14 protein-coding genes and 3 tRNA genes are annotated in these 20,827 nt (G+C 67.4%); 2 read left to right on the forward strand and 15 right to left on the reverse strand.

The genetic code is table 11. The annotated features are described in order from the left end of the window. The first annotated feature begins 37 nt into the window (after positions 1-37). Positions 38-463, forward strand: a complete 426-nt coding sequence (locus ABD648_RS07335; protein WP_282214311.1) for a GNAT family acetyltransferase — start codon at positions 38-40, stop codon at positions 461-463. 32 nt (positions 464-495) lie between these two features. Here the strand turns inward: ABD648_RS07335 and ABD648_RS07340 are convergent, their stop codons facing one another. The 12 genes from ABD648_RS07340 to ABD648_RS07395 form a co-directional block, all read right to left on the reverse strand. Next, a complete protein-coding gene (locus tag ABD648_RS07340; protein ID WP_282214312.1) occupies positions 496-732 on the reverse strand; it encodes a hypothetical protein in 237 nt (78 codons plus the stop codon). A 77-nt stretch (positions 733-809) separates the two neighbouring features. After that, positions 810-883 (reverse strand) — tRNA-Met (locus ABD648_RS07345). A gap of 36 nt (positions 884-919) precedes the next feature. Beyond that, positions 920-991: transfer RNA gene (locus ABD648_RS07350), tRNA-Thr, on the reverse strand. Between the two features lie 69 nt (positions 992-1,060). Beyond that, on the reverse strand, positions 1,061-2,266 hold the full coding sequence (locus ABD648_RS07355) for a M23 family metallopeptidase (protein WP_282214313.1): 1,206 nt from the start codon (positions 2,264-2,266) through the stop codon (positions 1,061-1,063). Between the two features lie 207 nt (positions 2,267-2,473). After that, on the reverse strand, positions 2,474-3,268 hold the full coding sequence (locus ABD648_RS07360; RefSeq protein ID WP_282214314.1) for an inositol monophosphatase family protein: 795 nt from the start codon (positions 3,266-3,268) through the stop codon (positions 2,474-2,476). Beyond that, positions 3,265-4,233, reverse strand: coding sequence for a hypothetical protein (locus tag ABD648_RS07365; RefSeq protein ID WP_282214315.1), 969 nt, complete (start codon positions 4,231-4,233; stop codon positions 3,265-3,267). Before ABD648_RS07365 ends, ABD648_RS07360 begins: the two co-directional genes overlap by 4 nt. A gap of 116 nt (positions 4,234-4,349) precedes the next feature. Continuing rightward, positions 4,350-5,153, reverse strand: a complete 804-nt coding sequence (locus tag ABD648_RS07370; RefSeq protein WP_282214316.1) for an enoyl-CoA hydratase/isomerase family protein — start codon at positions 5,151-5,153, stop codon at positions 4,350-4,352. A gap of 46 nt (positions 5,154-5,199) precedes the next feature. After that, entirely contained in the window at positions 5,200-5,691 is a 492-nt protein-coding gene (locus ABD648_RS07375; protein WP_282214317.1) for an FBP domain-containing protein, read from the reverse strand. A gap of 9 nt (positions 5,692-5,700) precedes the next feature. Next, entirely contained in the window at positions 5,701-6,597 is an 897-nt protein-coding gene (locus tag ABD648_RS07380) for a bile acid:sodium symporter family protein (protein WP_282214318.1), read from the reverse strand. 79 nt (positions 6,598-6,676) lie between these two features. After that, positions 6,677-7,291: a hypothetical protein gene (locus ABD648_RS07385; RefSeq protein WP_282214319.1), complete on the reverse strand. Its 615-nt coding sequence runs from the start codon at positions 7,289-7,291 to the stop codon at positions 6,677-6,679. Between the two features lie 139 nt (positions 7,292-7,430). Beyond that, a tRNA-Tyr gene (locus ABD648_RS07390) sits at positions 7,431-7,515 on the reverse strand. An 86-nt stretch (positions 7,516-7,601) separates the two neighbouring features. Continuing rightward, positions 7,602-8,531, reverse strand: a complete 930-nt coding sequence (locus ABD648_RS07395) for a PfkB family carbohydrate kinase (RefSeq protein ID WP_282214320.1) — start codon at positions 8,529-8,531, stop codon at positions 7,602-7,604. 83 nt (positions 8,532-8,614) lie between these two features. Here ABD648_RS07395 and ABD648_RS07400 point away from each other — a divergent pair, with 83 nt between their 5' ends. Further along, positions 8,615-9,211 carry a hypothetical protein gene (locus tag ABD648_RS07400; protein ID WP_282214321.1) on the forward strand — a complete coding sequence of 199 codons (597 nt, stop codon included), beginning with the start codon at positions 8,615-8,617 and terminating at the stop codon, positions 9,209-9,211. A 29-nt stretch (positions 9,212-9,240) separates the two neighbouring features. Here ABD648_RS07400 and ABD648_RS07405 read toward each other — a convergent pair whose 3' ends face one another. The 3 genes from ABD648_RS07405 to rpoB all read right to left on the reverse strand — a co-directional run bounded on the left by ABD648_RS07405 (position 9,241) and on the right by rpoB (position 20,604). Then, a complete protein-coding gene (locus ABD648_RS07405) occupies positions 9,241-12,894 on the reverse strand; it encodes an efflux RND transporter permease subunit (RefSeq protein ID WP_282214322.1) in 3,654 nt (1,217 codons plus the stop codon). A 262-nt stretch (positions 12,895-13,156) separates the two neighbouring features. Then, complete coding sequence (rpoC, locus tag ABD648_RS07410; RefSeq protein WP_282214323.1) at positions 13,157-17,032, reverse strand: DNA-directed RNA polymerase subunit beta'; 3,876 nt, start codon at positions 17,030-17,032, stop codon at positions 13,157-13,159. Positions 17,033-17,100: 68 nt separating this feature from the next. Next, the gene (rpoB, locus tag ABD648_RS07415) at positions 17,101-20,604 is read right to left on the reverse strand and encodes a DNA-directed RNA polymerase subunit beta (protein WP_282214324.1); all 3,504 of its coding nucleotides are present in this window, start codon (positions 20,602-20,604) and stop codon (positions 17,101-17,103) included. Between the last annotated feature and the right edge of the window lie 223 nt (positions 20,605-20,827).

Raw genomic sequence — 20,827 nt, forward strand, 5'->3', positions numbered from 1 at the left:
TTCGACCGCTCCACCGGCGCCGAAGTAGATTTGCCAGGTGACTCTGGAGATCCGCGCCCTGACCGATGCCGACATCGAGCCGGTCATCGACCTCTGGCACGAGACCGGTCTCACACGCCCCTGGAACGATCCGCGAGCCGACATCCGTCGTGCGCGCGCCGTGTGGCCGGAGCTGCTGCTCGTCGCCGTGGATCAGGGGACGCTCGTCGGCGCCGTCATGGCGGGGTACGACGGGCACCGCGGGTGGCTGTACTACCTCGCGAGTGCGCCGGCCCGCCGCGGCGAAGGCATCGGCCGACGACTCGTGCACGAGGCGGAAGCACGACTCCTGGCGCTGGGCTGCCCGAAGGTGATGCTGATGGTCCGCACGGGGAACGACGAGGTGCTGGCGTTCTACGACGGCCTCGGCTACACGCGGGAGGCCACGTCGCTGACCGGCAAGAGGCTGATCCCGGACGACTGAGGGCGCGTTCGTCGATGGAGCCGGGCGGTTCTTCAGCTCTCGGTGACTTCGTCTCGCGATACCTGCTTCTCGCGACGACTCGCAACGATGTCGCGCACACCGCTGACCAGCAGGACGACGCCGAGCAGCACCATCACACCGAACGTGACGAACTGCCACCACTCTCCCGCTGCCAACACGATGGACACGCTGAAGATCAGCGCCGCGACACCGAGGAGAGATTTTCCCCAGGCGAGGCTGACGGACGTGGTCTCATCTGGCATAGGCATGCAGTGAGCCTAACCATCGCAGCGGATGCCGTCGGGCAGAAACGACAAAACCCCCGGAAACCGGGGGTCTTGATCTGTAGCAGGAGCGGGGCTTGAACCCGCGACCTCACGATTATGAGTCGTGCGCTCTAACCAGCTGAGCTACCCTGCCGCGAGGCATCCGTCCGCGTGTGAGAAGAATGCTGCGAGCCCCGAGTCAGGATTGAACTGACGACCCCTTCCTTACCATGGAAGTGCTCTGCCACTGAGCTATCGGGGCGTGCTGCCCCTCTCGGGGCAACCACACGAGAATACCATCACCATGGCGTCCTCATGAAATCAAGGCGGGTCAGTCCGAGTGCCGACCCGCGTTCGCGCGGAGCCACGGCAGCGGATCGATGGTCGATCCGTTGACGATGAGCTCGAAGTGCATGTGCGCGCCGTAGGAACGGCCCGTGTTTCCGGTCTTGCCGACGATGTCGCCGACCTTCACGGTCTGTCCCTGCGCGACCTGGAGCGATCCGTACTGCATGTGCGAGTAGTGACTCGTGATGACCGCGCCGTCGATCACATGATCGATGTAGACGGTCACACCGTAGGCGTCGCCCTGCTCGGTCGCGATGCGCACGGTTCCGTCGGCGATGGCCTGGACCGGAGCGCCGTCGCCGGGGACGAAGTCGATGCCCTCGTGCAGACGGCCGCTGCGCATGCCGTAGCCGTCGGTCATTCCGACGCCCACGAGGAACGGCCACTGGATGGCCGCGTCGGGGTCGTTCGTGAAGACCTCGCTGGAGTAGTTGATGCCTTGCTCGGCAGCGACCTGGACGAGCGAGATCGTGCTGAATCCGTCGGCGCGTGTCAGCGACTCGTTCTGGACGCCTGCAGGAGCGACGAAGGCCTGGATCTCGTCGGCGGAGTCGCCATCGGCGGCCTGCTGGGAGGACGCGATGAGCGAAGTCGCAGCAACGGAGGTGCCCTGGGCGGCGGCCACAGCCTCGGCAGGGAGAGTCATCGAGACCGCGAGCAGACCCGCAAGACTCATGACACCGACAGTCGCACCGACGGCGAACACCTTGCGCGCGCTGCGCGAACGGCGCTGCGCCACGTCGGGAGCAGCAGTGGCGGCGTCGCCCTCGGCTGTCGCGTCGTCCGCGACGGGCTCGGACGGAACGGATGCCGTGGGTACGGGCCCGGTCGCACGGAACGCGCGGGAGGCACGCTCGAAGGCGTCTGCGTCTGCCGCGTCATCCGATGCGTTCGCGCTCGGCGCTGCGGGCATCTCGAAAGCCTCGGGGGCCTCCACAGGCTCGGGAACCTCGACCGGCTCGGAAACCTCGACGAGCTCTTCGACCTTGTCGGTCGCTGCCGGAGCATCAGCGGTGTCGGGCTCGACGTCGGCCGGCTGCACAGGTGCGTCATCGATCCGGGCCAGGGGCGCGTCTTCGATCGGGGCGTCCGCGGTCACACGCTGGCGGGCGGCACGGCGGGAAAGCGGGGTGACAGCGGCGATGGCGATGACGGCCTCAGCTGCTGCGACAGACTCCGTCGGTCCCACCGCGGGGGCCTCAGAGGCCTCAGTGCGGAGTCGGCTGGACCGGCGCGTGGGCGCAGAGGCAGCCTGGGGATTCTCGAAGGGCAAAAGCGTTAATCTCTCGGTCGTGCGTCAAGCTCGGGGGCGCAAACTCAGCTTTCACCTTCGGGTGGTGAAAGTAACGATCGCATAAAACCCTACCGGTATCCGCCTGGGAATGCCATGAACGGCTCAGTGTTTCTCGCCGAGCAGCGCGAGGAGGCGCGCATGCACCTCGGGCCCTCCGGCGATCAGCATCGGCCTCGCCGAATCGAGGTCGTGGCGCGAGACCAGACCGCCGGCCTCCTCGACGAGGAGCGCCCCCGCCGCGAAATCCCACGGCTTGAGCCCTCGTTCGAAGTAGCCGTCGAGTCGCCCCGCGGCGACGTACGCGAGGTCGAGCGCGGCCGATCCCGATCTGCGCAGATCCCGGGCCATCGTCATCACCCGTCGCACGGTCGCGAGGTCGCCGTCGTGCGTGGCCGGGTCGTAGCCGAAGCCGGTGGCGAGCAGAGCCCCGGCCGATGTGTCCGATGTGACCGCGAGGCGGGTCTCCCCCGCCCAGGCGCCATGTCCACGAGCCGCGGTGAAGAGTTCTCCGAGCGCCGGGGCGTTGACCGCGGCGGCGAGCGCCTCCCACGATTCGGGCTCGGCCGAGCCGCGCACGGCGGCGATGCTCACGTTGTACGCCGGCATGCCGTAGGCGTAGTTGACGGTGCCGTCGATCGGATCGACGACCCAGGTGATGCCGCTCGTCCCGCGGTCGGCGCCGGACTCCTCACCGAGGAACCCGTCGTCCGGGCGGGCGGCGTCGACCCGCTCGCGGATCAGCGCCTCGACCTCGCGGTCGGCTTCGGTGACGATGTCGGCGATCGTCGACTTGGTGGCGGCGAGGTGCACACCATCGCGGCGACGGCGGAGCGCGAGCTCTCCGGCCTCGCGCGCGATCTCCGTCGCGAGATCCTTGAGCTCGCCCTCGAGCGTCACGGTGCGGGGTGCTGCGGGGCAGGCGGGGGCGGCGGGAACGCGGGCGGTGCCGCCTGCTGCGGAGCCGCAGGGACCTCGGGCGCCTGCGGGGCAGGCGGGGTGAACGGCTGCGCGTACTGCGGCGCGACAGGCTCCGGGATCACAGGGAACGCCGCTGCCGGCGCCTGCCCGAGTGCCTGCTGCTGCGGCGCGACGGTCGGGTAGCCCGTGTAGTAGGCGTTCCAGTCCGGACTTCCGTCGGGAAGCACGGGGAGCGGGGTGAGGCCGTCGGCGTACGTGGGCCAGGCCGGAGCGGCGGCGATCGCGGCGGATGCCTGCGAAGGCTTCTTCGGCGCGAAGAGCGCGTTCAGGAGCGGGATGAGCGTCGTGCCGACGGCTGCGAGGATCGTCAGCGCGACCACTATGCGCCAGTAGAGCTCGCCGTAGTCGAAGCTGTGCGGGAAGGCCAGGTAGAAGATGAGCAGGCCGACGAGGCCGCCCAGGAACACGATCGTCGCGATGTAGATGATCCGGGTGAACGTCGTCACGTGGCGCCGCGCCGCGGGAGTGAAGAGACGCACGTGGAGCAGGGCGAGCTGCAGGATGCCGATGACGAGCAGCAGCTGGAAGAACCGCTCCGCACCGGTGAAGTAGCCGTCTTCCTCGGGAAGCCAGATCTTCACGGCGCCGACGAGGAGTGCGACGATCCACGTCACCATGCTGGCGAGAGCCAGCCAGTCCGGCCTGTTCGGCGCGAGCCCCGCTTCGAGGATCGCGATGCCGGCGAAGGCGGCCAGGAGCAGGATGGTCAGGAACGCCCGACCGATCAGGCCGTCCTGATCGCCGATCAGCACCCAGACGACGCACACGAGAGCGGCCGCGATGAGCGCGCCGATGGCGATCCAGATCGCCCCCCTGATGAGCAGCGACATGTTCTTCTTCTCACCCTGCGTCGATTGATGCGCGGTGGTGTCCGGCTGAGACATGGCCATCCTCTCGTTGAGCGGCGTTGCCCTCATCCTGCCACGCGCGCGGCCTGTTGCCACGGCGGCCGCCCGAACCGGGCGAAGTCATCGCGGAAGTGCTGGCGGTGCAGGAGCAGTCAGACGGATCTCCTCGCGGATGCCGCCGCGAAGGCCGCGACCCGCGCCTGCGCATCCGGAGTCTCGAGGGCGGCCCCGATCGAACGGGCCTCCTCGCTCAGCTGTTCGACGAACGAGCGCTCCGGCTGAGAACGCACCAGGTGCTTCGCCTGTCCGTACGCGTCGGCGGCTCCGGCCAGCCAGAAACGCGCGATCTCCTCACCACGCGCCCGCACCCGCTCCGCCTCGGCCGCGGCATCCTCTCCCTCGACAGCCTCCGCGACGAGGCCCCACTCGACCGCCTCCTGGGCGGTGAGAAGGCGATCCTGCAGAACGAGCTGCAGCGCGCGGCGCTGTCCGACCGCGCGCGCGAGCTGCGCCGAGACCGACAGGTCGGGAGTGAGACCGATGTTCGCGTAGAGGCTGCCGAGCCGGGAACGCGATCCGACGACGGCGTAGTCGCTGCAGAGCAGGATGCCGAGCCCTCCGCCGGCCGTCGTCCCATGCGCCGCGGCGACGACGGGCACCGACGATTCGGTGAGCGAGCGGATGCCGGCGTTGATCACTTCGGCGAGCGCCGTGATGTCGGCACCGGAGGACGACCCCATCGTCGTTGCCATGTCGATGACGTCGCCACCGGCGCAGAAGGCCGGGCCGGAGGCGTCCAGCAGGATCGCCTTCACATCCGCTCTCGACGTGGCCTCGGCCGTCACGTCCTTCCAGGCGTGGGCGAGGTCGGCGTTGAATGCGTTGAGCCGGGTCGGACGGTTCAGCGTGAGCCGCGCCATCCCCTCATCGACCGAGAACAGGATGGCATCGCTCATGGCTTCTCCTTCGAGCATGGGACGTGTGGGTCCAGCGTAACCGCGATCAGTCCTGCGCCCAGACGCGCGAGACGAACGCCTCCATCCGCCGACGGGTTCCGTCGAGCCGGAAGTCCACCTGCCCGGGTGAGCGCACCTCGTTCGGCGCGAGAGGGTGCGCCAGCCGCACGTTCTCGTGGCAGGAGAGGTCCGCGCAGATGTAGGTGCCGAAGGAGTCTCCGCGACGGCCCGCCTCTCCGGCGCGGCGTGCGGAGAGCAGGGCGACCTGGTTCCCGGGCTGCATCGTGTGGCAGATGTTGCACATGCCGGAGCGCCCCCTGCCCGATTCGGACGCACGAAGCACGACCCCGGCGACGCCGCCCTCGTGCTGGATCAGGACGTACCCCCGCTTGGCCGCACTCGGGTCCCGCCACGCGAAGAAGTCGAGGTAGTCCCAGTCGACGAGCACGAAGTCGTGCGGCATCTCGAGGGTGCGCAGCTCTCCCTCGTCCGCATTGACGAACGATGCCCGGACTTCGGCTTCGGTGAGCGCTCGCATCGTTCCAGTCTATGAACCCTCTGGTGCCGTCGAGGCCGGGGCTTCCGCTTCCGCCGCCGACCGGTCGCGGATGAGGAATCCGAATCCGAAAGCGATGAAGAACATCAGCACGCCGTAGACCGCCGCGGGGAGGCTCAGTTCGACCGAGCCGAGCACGGACTGCGCGATCACGATCGCGAGCGTGGCGTTGTGGATGCCGATCTCGAACGAGGTGGCGATGGCCTGCCGCTTGCCCACCCGGAGCCACCGCGGGACGAGGAACCCGATGGTCAGGCTGATCACGCAGAACAGCACGGTGATCAGGGCGAGCTGGGTGAAGTTGGCGACGAGGAGCGCCCAGTTCGACGCCACGGCACCGGCGATCACGACGATCAGGATGATCACGGATGCGATGCGCACGGGCTTGTCCATGCCCGAGGCGAACCGCGGCCAGAACCGGCGGATCAGCATTCCGAGCGCGACCGGCAGGAGGACGATCGCGAACACCTCGAGCGCCTTCGACCACTGCAGTCCGAGCCTGTCGTCGAACGGCTGGAAGTAGGCGATGGCGAAGTTCGTGATGAGCGGGAGCGTGATCACCGCGATCACCGAGTTCACCGCTGTCAGCGAGATGTTGAGCGCGATGTCACCCCGGAACAGGTGGCTGTACAGGTTGGCCGTCGTGCCGCCGGGCGATGCGGCGAGCATCATCATGCCGACCGCGAGGATCGGCGGGAGCTGGAACGCGAGCACCAGGCCGAAGCAGATCGCCGGAAGCAGCAGCAGCTGACACAGCAGCGCGATGATCACCGCCTTGGGCTGCTTCAGCACCCGCGCGAAGTCGGCGAGGGTGAGGCTGAGTCCGAGCCCCAGCATGATGATGCCGAGGGCGACGGGTAATCCGATGGTGGTCAACGCTGATCCCATGGGACTCAGTGTGGCGGACGCAGGGCCTCGGTGTCACGGAGTGATTGTCACCGGAGGGCGTCGTCGAACACCGGCTGGATCACTTCCCAGGGAGGATGGCCGCAGTCACTTGAAACATCAACACCACAGTCCAGACCATCGTCGCGACGAAGACGGCGACCTGGATCGCGATCGTCACGAAGAGAGGAGCTGCCCCCTTCCCTCCTCGGCGTCGGATGACGGCGTGGCGCCCGATCACGTACACGAGCGGCGACAGCAGGCTCCACAGCCAGGGGAACGGGGCTGCGAAGCCGCGACGCTCGAGCTCTCGCGCATCGAGGAACGCGAACCACACGTACAGGGCGGCGGACCCCCATCCGATGACCGTCATGACGAGAAGCCAAGGATTGAAGATGAGGCTCAGCTCCGCTGCGAGGAGGCGCTGGGGGTCAGGAGCCGAACCGCTGGTGGGGAACAGTGCCACGAGGTCGACCATTCCTCGCAGCATCTGGTCGAGATACAAGAACAACGGGAAGAGGCTCAGCAGCGGAAGAAGCACGATGAGCCACACCCAGACCGTGCGCGAACTCGTTCCCGGAGCGACCTGCGGCGGCAGCGGGTCGGGCGGCACCCGATATTCCTCGGCCCACCCATACCCGTCCCACCAGCGCGGAGCGCCCGCAGCGTCGGAGTACCAGCCTGCCGGCGCGCTCACAGCGCCTCGCGAAGGGCGACGACGGAGACGCCCGTGAGGTTCATCATGAGGTCACTGTATCGGGCACGCGGCCGTTCGAAACGCGGGGAGAAACGCAACAAGCCCCGGGCTACCGGGGCTTGTTGCGTGTGATCTGCGCTGGTGGCGAGTGAGGGATTCGAACCCCCGAATGCGATGCAGTCTGATTTACAGTCAGATCCCTTTGGCCGCTTGGGTAACTCGCCAGAGCGCACCCGTCCGACTTGAACAGCCAACCGGGGGCACGAAAGACCATCATACCCGTCAGACGCGGGCACATGAAATCGGCCCCTCAGCTGCCGAAGACGCCTCGTTCGGCCTCCTCGAGCGACTCCGGCGTGCGGAGCAGGCCACCCTCGGCGCGGCACGTCGCGGCGGCGATGTCCATGGCCCGGGTGAGCAGCGCGCGCCACTCGTCGAGCGTTGCGGGGCTCCCCGCGACGAGGCCGGCGGCGACCGCCGAGAGGGTCGCATCCCCCGCGCCCACGGTGTCGACGACGCGGCCGGGGAGGTCCGAGATCGGGGCCGCAGCGGTCCCGGAATCCGTCTCGAGGAGCGCACCGTCGGCACCCGCCGTCGCGAGCACGGCCCCGACTCCGAGGCCGCGGAGTCGGGCGCGCAGCACGTCGAGGTCGCCGTCGTACAGGATCGTCGCGTCGTCGGCGCCGACCTTGACGATGTCGGCACCCGCCGCGGCCCGCTCGAAGCCCCTCACGAACTCGGCCCGATCGCTCAGCATGCCGGTCCTCGGATTCGGATCGATCGCCAGGCGCGCCCCCGCTGAGGCCTCGAGCAGGGCGTCCACCTCGGCGGGCACGTCGAAGGGGAAGCAGCTGATCGCGACCAGTCCCGCCTCCGCGATGGCCTGGCGAGCTTCGCCGGAATAGCGGATGCTGCGCTTCCGGGCCGCTTCGTTGAAGACGTAGTCGGGCTCCCCGTCGGCCGCGCGCTGGACGACTGCACGCGAGGAGCCGTGCGGAGCCGCGCTCTCGATGAGACGCACTCCGTGATCGGAGAGGTATTCGCGGATGTGCGCTCCGGCCTCGTCCTCGCCGACCATCGCGATGAGCGTCGTCGCGACGCCGAGACGTCGGAGCCCGACAGCCACGTTGAGCGCGGCCCCGCCGACCAACTCCCGCACACCCGAATCGTCGCGGATCTCGTCGATCAGGGCATCGCCGATCACGACGACGGATCCTGCGGTGGAAGTCTCGATGCTCATCCGCCGACCCTACCGCGACGCGCCACTGCGAGCGTGCCGCACGAATGCTGTCCCCCGAACCGCAACCGCGCTACGGTGTGGCCATGAACGCGCGATTCCCCGCAGGCGCCGCGGCACTCCTCCTCGTGGCCGTCCTCACCGCGTGCGGACCGGCATCCGACGACTCGGGAAACGCGGGCGGATCGCCGAGTCCGTCGGCCGGAGCATCCGATGGCCCCGTCGAGACCGGAACGCCGTCCCCCAGCCCTTCGCCGACCGCGAAGGGCGTCGCGCTGCCGACGGACTGCCGCGCGATCCTCTCCGACGACGTACTCGCCCAGCTCGAGGGCACGCCCCTCAACGACGCCGCGTTCGGCCCGTCCGGCGTCGGCACCGACGGCACGCTCACGTGCGTCTGGGCGGATCCCCGAGCCGACACCACCAGGCTCGTCACGACGATCTCCGCCATGAACCGCGGCCCGGCGCTCGACATGCTCAACGCACTCGCCGACACCGAGGGCTTCGCCTGCTTCACCCCCGACGGCGGCACCCGCTGCGAGAAGACCTGGCCGAACACGCAGTATCCGGTGACCGACGGACGCACGCTGTTCTGGCGTGACGACATCATGATCGACACCCGGTACTCCAACCTGTCGCCGTCCGGCTACACGTCGTCGATCGTCGCGCACATCTTCGACTGACGACCGCGCGCCGGCCGGCGGTCGGGCGCTCACTCGCGCTGCACCGCCGGCACGCTGTCGTCCGTGCCCTCGGAGCCGTCGTCGAAGACCGCGACGCCCTCGTCCTCACCCGGCTCCTGCGCGTCGAGCTTCTCCTGCTCGCGCCGCGCCCGCCGGTCTGCACGCTTGGCCATGCGGCGCTCGCGCGAGCGTTCGAGCAGCAGGTACAGGATCGGCACGAGCACCAGCGTGAGAAGGGTCGAGCTGATGAGGCCGCCGATCACGACGATCGCGAGCGGACGGGAGATGAACACCCCGCCTCCCGTGATCCCGAACGCCATCGGGAGCAGCGCGAAGATCGTCGCCGTCGCCGTCATCAGGATCGGGCGCAGACGCAGTCGCGTTCCGTGGTAGACCGCCTCAGCAAGATCGGCCCCACCCTCGCGCAGCTTGTTGACCAGGTCGAGCAGCACGATCGCGTTGGTCACCACGATGCCGATGAGCATCAGGAGTCCGATCAGCGCCGGGAGGCCGAGCGGCGTGCCGGTGAGCAGCAGTCCGACGATCGCACCGGTGGCGGCGAACGGCACGGCGATGAGCAGAATCGTCGGCTGACGCAGGTTGCGGAAGGTCATCACCATCACCAGCAGGACCAGCGCGATCGCCGCGAGCATGGCGAGGCCGAGCTGTCCGAAGGCATCATCCTGATCGGCGGAGACGCCGGCCACTTCGAAGCGTGCACCTGCGGGGAGGTCGAACTGCGCCGTGGCCGCGTCCAGGGCCTTCGTGGCTGCGTCGAGCTGACCGCTCTTCGGGGTGACCGTGATCGTCACGACCCGCTCGCCGCCGACCCGCGAGATCGACGGTGCCGTCATCTCCTCGGTCACGGTCGCGACATCGCCGACCCGCACGGCCGTGCCTCGCACCTCGGATGCCGCCTTCTGCTCTGCCTCGAGGCGCGTGGCCTCCTCCTGCTGCGCAGCGGACTCGGCACGGCCCTCGCGGAGCTGTGCGATCTGCGCGTCAGCGGCCTCGATGCCGGCCTGCGCCTGCCCGATCGCCGACAGCATCCCCGCGATCTGCTCCTGACGCTCGCGTTCGGCGTCGATCGCCGCCTGCGTCTCCGGTGTCTGCGGTGCCGGCACCACGGGTGCGGATGCCTCCAGCTGGGCGAGCTGGCTTCGCAGGGAGCCGAGCTGTTCTCCGAGCTGCGAGCGCTGAGTGCTCGCTTCGGCGATCTGGTCGTCCATCTCGCGGGCGGCCTTCGCCGTCTGCTCCTCCGCCTTCTGCTTCTGCTGGGCCTCCAGCGCATCGAGCGCCGCCTTCTGCGCAGCTGCGGTCTGCTTGGACGTCACCGGGAGCGCCATCGCGGCGACCGCGTCGGCTCCTCCGCTGACGGCTCCGGTGCGGATGACGATGTCACGCTCTCGCCCGTCGAGCACCACGCTTCCCGCCGGCGTCCCGTTCAGGGCAGCCGTGATGGCTGCCGCGATCTGCTGCTGATCGAAACCGAGAGCCGCTGCCTTGAGAGGATCCACCGCGACCTGCACGATCGGCTGCTCCCCGCTGAGATCACTCGAAGCGCTCTGGACGCTCTTCTCCTTCTCGAGCGCCTCGATGAGGGAGTCGCTCGCCGCTGCCAGCGCCTTCGGATCGTCGCCGATCACGCGCAGGTCGATCCCTGCTCCCCCGCCGCCGGCATCCGCCGTCTGCACCTCGAACTGCTCGGGGTCACCGAGCTTCGCGAGCTTCCGATCGATCCCGTCCTGGACCTCCGCGGCCTTCGCACCCTTCTCGAGCGTGACGTCGAACGTGTTGATGTTCTCCTCGCCGGCACTCGTGGATGCTCCGGGGATCGTGGACCGGACGCTTTCGACGCCCTCGACACCCTGCAGCGCACGCTCGACCGGCTCGGCCGCCGCGACGCGATCCTCGACGGTGGCCGCCTTCTCCGGGGTCTGCGTCACGGTGATGCTCTGCTGGCCGGACTCGCCGAGGAAGTCCGTGGGGATCTGCGTCGCGAGGACGAATGTCCCCAGCAGCACGGCCGTCGACGCGGCGAGCGTGATGACCGGACGCCGATGCGTCGCCCCGAGGAAGGACATGAACCCCCGCTGCAGCCGATCCTCCGGTGCGCTCATCTCGGCGCGTGCGAACGACTCGGCATCCTCGACGGGGGCTTCCGCCTCCGATGCGGCGGTCACACCGCCCGCGGTCACCGCTGCGGAGCGTCGCGCCCCGCGGGACCTCAGGAAGACGTACGCCAGGACCGGGACGATCGTCAGCGCGACCACGAGCGACGCGGCGAGCGCGATCGTCACCGTGATCGAGAACGGACGGAACAGCTGTCCGGTGACACCCGACACGAAGGCGATCGGCAGGAAGACCGCGATCGTCGTGGCCGTCGAGGCGATGATCGCACCCGACACCTGCTTGACCGAGGCGACGATGTCCGCGACCGTCGGTACTTTCCTCTCGGCGTGCCTGTTGATGTTCTCGATCACGACGATCGAATCGTCCACGACGCGTCCGATCGCGATCGTGAGCGCGGCGAGCGTGAAGATGTTGAGCGTGTTGTCTGTCCAGAGCAGCGCGATCATCGTGATGAGCAGCGACAGCGGGATCGAAACGGCCGCGATGATCGTCGAACGCCACGAGCGCAGGAACGCGAAGATGATGATGACCGCGAAGAGCAGCCCGAGACCACCCTCGGTCGAGAGGTCTTCGATCGACTGCTCGATGTAGGGCGCCTGATCGAAGATCGGAACGAACTCGGCCTTCAGCGAGTCGCTGTATCGATCGAGGATCGCGGTGACGCCGTGCGAGATCTCGACGGCGTTCGCCCCAAGAGCGGGCATCACCTGGATCGTGAGGGCGGCTTTGCCGTTCACGCGCGAGAGCGAGCCTGCCGGCTGGGGCTTCAGCGTGACGTCGGCGACATCCTGGATCTGCACCGCGCCCTCGGTGACCTGCAGGGGAAGCGCGGCGATGGCCTCGATGCTGTCGGTGCCAGGGCCGACGTTGACCGCGACCTGCCCCTCATCCGTGCCGACCTGACCGGCGGACAGCACCGCGCCGTTGCTCTGCAGCGCCGCGAGCACCATCGCGGGGTCGACCTTCAGACGCTCGACATCGGCCGGTCGCAGTGAGACCTCGACCTGCTGGGTCTCGCGGCCTTCGAGCGTGGCCGCACGCACCCCGGAGACCGCACGGATCTCGGGCAGGACGCTCTGCTCGAGCGCCTCGGCGAAGGTCTCGGCATCGGTGGTCGAGCCCGCGCTCAGAACCATCGCCGGCAGCTCCGATGCGGAACCCGACTGCACGACGACGGTGGCGTCCTTCGGCAGCGCGGCCTTGGCCCCGTCGACCGCCGCCTTGATCGCGCGAAGCGTCTCGTCCGCATCGAGCTCGAACGGCCAGCTGACCATCACCTGCGCATTGCCGCTCTGCGTGGTGGAGCTGACCGAAGTGAGTCCGCTCACCCCGCCGAGGGCCTCTTCGACGGGCTCGGTCGCGAGTTGGACCATCTGGTCGGGCGAGAGTCCGCTGGAGCTCACCGAGATGTACGCACCGGGTTGCGTCATCGACGGCGTCAGCTCCTGGCGGAGCGACGACATCGCGATGATGCCGAACACGGCGACGGCGATCGTGATCAGGCCGACGATGGCGCGGTTGGCGAGGCTGGCGCGCGTGAGGAATGTCATGTGTGAGAGGAGTTTCGTTCGGTCCGACCGGGAAGAGACGCCGCCCCGACGCGGCTCCTGGCCGCGGTCGAGAGCGATCAACTCCAGCAAAGCGTCTCCGCCTCGTCCTGCCATCCGCCGGTGGTACCGCCCGGGTCCCCCCACGGCACGATTTCTCCTCCCCCGCGCGAGGGATCGGATGCGCGTGCGCGCGCGTGCGCGCACGAAGAAGGCCCCGGGGTGAACCCCGGGGCCTTCTCAGTCACTCAGTGCGTCAGCTGTATCAGTTGTACGTACCGGGCGTGATGTCGTCCGTCGAGAACGCGTCGAAGTCGACGTAACCGAAGTCGCCGTCGGCGTACGCACCGTCGGATGCGAAGATCCGGTTCGGGTAGCGCTCGCTCTTGGCCTCCTCGGTCGCCTCGACCGTGACGTCACGGTACTTCGAGAGTCCCGTTCCGGCGGGGATGAGCTTACCGATGATGACGTTCTCCTTGAGACCGACCAGCGGGTCGCGCTTGCCCTGCATGGCAGCCTCGGTGAGCACACGGGTCGTCTCCTGGAACGACGCAGCCGACAGCCACGACTCGGTCGCGAGCGACGCCTTCGTGATACCCATCAGCTCCGAACGACCGGAGGCCGGACGCTTGCCCTCGGCGACAGCCTCGCGGTTGATCGCCTGGTAGCGCTTGAGGTCGACCATCTCGCCCGGGAGCAGGGTCGTGTCGGCGTGATCGACGACGGTGACCTTGCGGAGCATCTGACGGACGATGACCTCGATGTGCTTGTCGTGGATCGGCACACCCTGCGAGCGGTACACGCCCTGGACGCCGCCGACGAGGTAACGCTGCACCTCGCGAGCACCCATGACGCGCATGATCTCCTTGGGGTCGAGCGTTCCGACCAGGATCGGCTGACCGACGGTGACGTGCTGTCCGTCTTCCACGAGTAGCGTCGCACGACGCAGCACCGGGTAGATGACGGGCTCGTCGCCGCTGTCGGGCGTCAGGATGACCTTCTTGCCCTTGTCGGTCTCGTCGATCGTGATGCGACCATCGGCCTCGGCGATCGGGGACGCACCCTTGGGGGTACGAGCCTCGAACAGCTCCTGCACGCGGGGCAGACCCTGCGTGATGTCGTCTGCCGACGCGGAACCACCGGTGTGGAAGGTACGCATCGTCAGCTGGGTACCGGGCTCACCGATCGACTGGGCCGCGATGATGCCGACGGCCTCGCCGATGTCGACGGTCTTACCCGTCGCCAGCGAACGGCCGTAGCACTGCGCGCAGACACCGACGGCGGAGTCGCAGGTCAGAACCGAGCGGACCTTGATGGTCTCGACACCGAGAGCGACCAGCTTGTCGATCAGGACATCGCCCACGTCGTCTCCGGCCGAGGCGAGAACCTCGCCCGACTCGCTGACGACATCGGAGGCCAGGGTACGAGCGAACACCGAGTTCTCGACGTTCGCGTCGCGGACCAGCTCACCCTGCGAGTTCGGAGCGGCGATCGGGAGCTCGAGGCCCTTCGACGTGCCGCAGTCCTCTTCGCGGATGATGACGTCCTGCGAGACATCCACCAGACGACGGGTCAGGTAACCCGAGTCGGCGGTACGCAGAGCGGTGTCGGCCAGACCCTTACGGGTACCGTGCGTCGCGATGAAGTACTCCGCCACCGACAGACCCTCGCGGTAGGAGGAGATGATCGGACGCGGGATGATCTCACCCTTGGGGTTGTTCACCAGACCACGCATACCGGCGATGTTCCGGATCTGCAGCCAGTTACCACGGGCGCCCGAGGACACCATGCGGTTGATGGTGTTGTCCTCCGGGAAGTTCGCCTTCATGGCGGCCTGAACCTCGTCGGTCGCCTCGGTCCAGATCTTGATGAGTTCCTGACGACGCTCGGTGTCGGTCGTGAGGCCCTTCTCGTACTGCGACTGGACCTTCGCGGCCTGCTTCTCGTAGCCGGCGACGATCTCCGCCTTGTTCGGCGGGGTGAGGATGTCACTCAGGGCGACGGTCACACCGGAGCGCGTGGCCCAGTAGAAACCGGCATCCTTGATGCGGTCCAGCGAAGCGGCGGTCTCGACCTTGGGGTACTCCTCGGCCAGCTTGTTGACGATCTGCGACAGCTTGTTCTTGTCAGCCTGCTCGCGGACGAAGGGGTAGCCCTTCGGGAGCGTGTCGTTGAAGATCGCCTGACCCAGCGAGGCGTCGACGAGGCCGTGGCGCTCGTAGCCCTCGGGAGCGTCGCCCTCGAGGAACGTCAGACCCGGGATGCGGATGCGGACCTTGGCCTGCAGGTCGAGGGTGCCCTCGTCCTTGGCCAGGATCGCCTCGCCCACCGAACCGAATGCACGACCCTCACCGGCTGCGCCCTCCTTGACCGTGGTCAGGTGGTGCAGACCGATGATCATGTCCTGCGAAGGCAGGGTGACCGGGCGGCCGTCGGACGGCTTCAGGATGTTGTTCGACGCGAGCATCAGCACGCGGGCCTCGGCCTGAGCCTCGACCGACAGCGGCAGGTGCACAGCCATCTGGTCACCGTCGAAGTCGGCGTTGAACGCCGCGCAGACGAGCGGGTGGAGCTGGATGGCCTTGCCCTCGACGAGCTGCGGCTCGAACGCCTGGATGCCGAGACGGTGCAGGGTGGGTGCACGGTTCAGCAGCACCGGACGCTCGCGGATGATCTCCTCGAGCACGTCCCAGACCTCGGGACGGGTGCGCTCGACCGCACGCTTGGCCGCCTTGATGTTCTGCGAGTGACCGAGGTCGATCAGGCGCTTGATCACGAACGGCTTGAAGAGCTCCAGAGCCATCTGCTTGGGCAGACCGCACTGGTGCAGCTTGAGCTGCGGTCCGACGATGATGACCGAACGGCCCGAGTAGTCGACGCGCTTGCCGAGCAGGTTCTGACGGAAGCGACCCTGCTTGCCCTTGAGCATGTCGCTGAGCGACTTCAGGGCACGGTTGCCGGTACCGGTGACGGGACGACCACGGCGACCGTTGTCGAACAGTGCGTCGACGGCCTCCTGCAGCATCCGCTTCTCGTTGTTGACGATGATCTCGGGGGCACCGAGGTCGATCAGACGACGAAGACGGTTGTTGCGGTTGATCACACGACGGTAGAGGTCGTTGAGGTCGGAGGTTGCGAAGCGGCCACCGTCGAGCTGCACCATCGGGCGCAGCTCCGGCGGGATCACCGGAACGACGTCGAGGACCATGGCGGCCGGGCTCATGCCGGTCTCCAGGAACGAGTTGACGACCTTCAGGCGCTTGATCGCGCGGATCTTGCGCTGGCCCTTGCCCTCGGAGATCTGCAGGTGCAGGTTCTCCGCCTCGGCAGCGAGGTCGAACGCCGCGAGGCGACGCTGGATCGACTCGGCGCCCATGTAGGCCTCGAAGTACTGACCGAAGCGGTCCTGCAGCTCGTGGAAGACGTCGTCCTCGGGACGGAGTGCGCCGACCTCGAGCGTGCGGAAGTCCTCCCACACGCGCTCCAGCTTGAGGATCGCCTCGTCGGCGCCCTTGCGGATGAGGGACATCTCCTTCTCGGCGGCGTCCTTCACCTTCTTCTTGGCGTCGGCCTTGGCGCCCTCGGCCTCGAGAGCAGCGAGCTCCTCCTCGAGACGAGCGAGGCGCTCGGCGATCTTGGCGTCACGACGGTCGCCGAGCGTCTTCAGCTCGAGACGGATGTTGTTCTCCTGCGTGCCCAGGTCGCGGTGACGAGCATCCTCGTCGACCGAGATGACCATGTAGGCGGCGAAGTAGATGACCTTCTCGAGGTCCTTCGGCGCCATGTCGAGCAGGTAGCCGAGACGCGAGGGGACACCCTTGAAGTACCAGATGTGGGTGACGGGAGCGGCGAGCTCGATGTGACCCATGCGCTCACGACGGACGGAGCTCTTGGTGACCTCCACGCCGCAGCGCTCGCAGACGATGCCCTTGAAGCGGACGCGCTTGTACTTGCCGCACGCGCACTCCCAGTCGCGGGACGGCCCGAAGATCTGCTCTCCGAAGAGACCGTCCTTCTCGGGCTTCAGGGTGCGGTAGTTGATGGTTTCGGGCTTCTTGACCTCACCGTACGACCACGCGCGGATGTGGTCCGCGGTGGCGAGGCCGATGCGAAGCTCATCGAAAGTGTTTGACTCGAGCACTGATTCTCCTGTGTCGGAATTCTTTTTGAGAAGTCTGGGAGGGAGGGCCGCCACTGGCGGCCCTCACCTTAGATCTCGTCGATCGAGGCGGCCTCGAAGCGGCTGGAGATGTTGATCCCGAGCTCCTCCGCTGCGCGGAAGGCCTCGTCGTCGGTGTCGCGGAGGTTGACCAGCGTGCCGTCGGCCGAGAGGACCTCGACGTTCAGGCAGAGCGACTGCATCTCCTTCATGAGCACCTTGAACGACTCGGGGATGCCCGGCTCCTGGATGTTCTCGCCCTTGACGATCGCCTCGTAGACCTTGACGCGGCCGAGGATGTCGTCGGACTTGATCGTGAGGAGCTCCTGGAGCGCGTATGCGGCGCCGTAGGCCTCGAGGGCCCACACCTCCATCTCACCGAAGCGCTGTCCACCGAACTGCGCCTTACCACCCAGCGGCTGCTGCGTGATCATCGAGTACGGACCCGTGGAACGTGCGTGGATCTTGTCGTCGACCAAGTGGTGCAGCTTCAGGATGTACATGTAGCCCACGGAGACCGGCGCCGGGAACGGCTCGCCGGAGCGGCCGTCGAACAGCTGGGCCTTTCCGCTCGAACCGATCAGGCGGTCACCGTCGCGCGTCGGCGTGGTCGCGTCGAGGAGACCAGCGATCTCCTCCTCGCTCGCACCGTCGAACACCGGGGTGGCGACCTTCGTGCCGGGGGCGGCCTCGAACGCCTGCTCGGGCAGACGCGCTGCCCACTCCGGCTTGCCTTCGACCTTCCAGCCCTGCTTCGCGATCCACCCGAGGTGGGTCTCCAGGACCTGGCCGAAGTTCATTCGACCCGGGATGCCGAGCGGGTTCAGCACGATGTCGACCGGAGTTCCGTCCGCGAGGAACGGCATGTCCTCGATCGGGAGGATCTTCGCGATGACACCCTTGTTGCCGTGGCGGCCGGCGAGCTTGTCGCCCTCGGTGATCTTGCGCTTCTGGGCGATGTAGACCACGACGCGGCGGTTCACGCCGGAGCCGAGCTCGTCGTCGCCGTCCTCGGCGTTGAACTCCTTGACCGCGATGATCGTGCCCTGCTCGCCGTGAGGCACCTTCAGGGACGTGTCGCGGACCTCGCGGCTCTTCTCGTTGAAGATCGCGCGGAGCAGACGCTCCTCGGCCGACAGCTCGGTCTCGCCCTTCGGCGTGACCTTGCCGACCAGGATGTCGCCGGGGCGGACCTCGGCGCCGATGCGGATGATGCCGCGCTCGTCGAGATCCTTCAGCAGCTCAGGGCTGACGTTGGGGAGGTCACGGGTGATCTCCTCCTTGCCGAGCTTCGTGTCGCGGGCGTCGACCTCGTACTCCTCGATGTGGATCGAGGAGAGGGTGTCGTCCTTCACCAGGTCCTGGCTGAGGATGATCGCGTCCTCGAAGTTGTAGCCCTCCCACGTCATGAAGGCGACGAGGAGGTTCTTCCCGAGGGCCAGCTCACCGTTCTCGGTCGCGGGGCCATCGGCGATGACCTCTCCGACCTCGACGCGCTCACCGGCGGAGACGACGACCTTCTGGTTGTACGACGTGCCCTGGTTGGAGCGGTCGAACTTGCGCAGGTGGTACTCCTGCGTTCCGCCCTCGTCGAGCATGACGACGACGCGGTCCGCGGAGACCTCGGAGACGACACCGGCCTTGTCGGCGGTGAGCACGTCACCGGCGTCGATGGCCGTGTAGCCCTCCATACCGGTTCCGACGAGCGGCGAGTCGCTGCGGAGCAGCGGCACAGCCTGACGCTGCATGTTGGCACCCATGAGGGCGCGCTGTGCGTCGTCGTGCTCGAGGAAGGGCACGAGCGAGGTCGCGACCGACACCATCTGGCGCGGGGAGACGTCGATGTAGCCGATGTCCTCCGGGAGGAACATGTCGACCTCGCCGCTGCCGCCCTTGGGGCGGGCCAGGACGTGGCTCTCGATGAAGCGACCCTTGGCATCGAGCGGGGCGTTGGCCTGCGCGATGTTGAAGTCGACCTCTTCGGAAGCCGTCAGGTAGTCGATGTGCTCGGTGACCACGCCACCCTCGACCTTGCGGTACGGGGTCTCGATGAAGCCGAACGAGTTGATGCGTGCGAAGGTCGCGAGCGCACCGATCAGACCGATGTTCGGGCCTTCCGGCGTCTCGATCGGGCACATGCGGCCGTAGTGCGACGGGTGGACGTCACGGACCTCGACACCGGCGCGGTCACGGGACAGACCACCCGGGCCCAGCGCGGAGAGACGACGCTTGTTCGTCAGACCGGCGAGCGGGTTGTTCTGGTCCATGAACTGCGACAGCTGCGACGTTCCGAAGAACTCCTTGATCGCGGCGACGACGGGGCGCACGTTGATCAGGGTCTGCGGCGTGATCGCCTCGATGTCCTGCGTGGTCATGCGCTCGCGGACGACGCGCTCCATGCGGGACAGGCCGGTGCGGACCTGGTTCTGGATCAGCTCGCCGACCGCGCGGATGCGACGGTTGCCGAAGTTGTCGATGTCGTCGGTCGCGAGACGGATCTCGGCCTTCTTGCCACCGCGGATCCCCGTGAAGGTCTCCTCGGTACCGGCGTGCAGGCGCACGAGGTACTTGATGGTGGCGACGATGTCCTCGACGGTCAGGACCGACGAGTTCAGCGGCTGGTCGAGACCGAGCTTGTGGTTAATCTTGTAACGACCGACCTTCGCCAGGTCGTAGCGCTTCGGGTTGAAGTAGAAGTTGTCCAGCAGCGCGCGGGCGGCCTCGGCGGCGACCTGCTCGCCCGGACGGAGCTTGCGGTAGATGTCGCGGAGCGCATCTTCCTTCGTGACGATCGTGTCCTTCGCGAGCGTCTCCTCGATCGAGGTGTAGCCGGCGAACTCCGCGAGGATCTCCTCGCTCGTCATGCCCAGCGCCTTGAGGAAGACGGTGACGGACTGCTTGCGCTTGCGGTCGACGCGCACACCGACCTGGTCGCGCTTGTCGATCTCGAACTCGAGCCATGCGCCACGGCTCGGGATGACGCGCGCCGAGACGATGTCCTTGTCGGACGTCTTGTCGGGGGTCTTGTCGAAGTAGACACCCGGCGAGCGCACGAGCTGCGAGACGACGACGCGCTCGGAGCCGTTGATGATGAACGTGCCCTTGTCGGTCTGGAGCGGGAAGTCGCCCATGAAGACCGTCTGGGTCTTGATCTCACCGGTGAGGTGGTTCATGAACTCGGCCTCGACGTACAGCGGAGCGGCGTAGGTCTTGCCACGCTCCTTGCACTCGTCGATCGAGTACTTCTCCGGCTCGAGATACGGGTTCGTGAACGACAGCTGCATCGTCTCGCCGAGGTCCTCGATGGGAGAGATCTCCTCGAAGATCTCGCCGAGGCCCGAGTTCTCGTTGACGTCGGTGCGGCCGGCCTTCTTGGCCTCGGCCACGCGCGCCTTCCAGGCGTCGTTGCCGACGAGCCAACCGAAGGATTCGGTCTGCAGAGCCAGAAGGTCTGGGACCGTCAGGGTGTCGGAGATCTTGGCGAACGAAAGACGGGATGCTCCGCGTCCGTTCTTGGTGGTGGTGGATGTGGATGCGTTGCGAGCAGCAGCCAAGGGAATAACCTCCGTGAGCCCCGCAGGGCTTCTCGATTCCTTTGTCGTCAGGTGGAGTGTGCGCTCAAAGACTCAACGAATGCCGACCACCATATGAGGGCAGGGAGAAGCGAGCGCAACTACCAACTATACGTGTGATTCTGCGACATGGCAAGCTCAGTCCTTGACCAATCTCGGAAGCTGCGGTAAAAGCCCCTCATCACCCCGGCTCCGACGTCGAAAC

This window comes from Microbacterium luteolum, from assembly GCF_039533965.1.
In the GTDB taxonomy this organism is placed as follows: Bacteria; Actinomycetota; Actinomycetes; order Actinomycetales; family Microbacteriaceae; genus Microbacterium; species Microbacterium luteolum.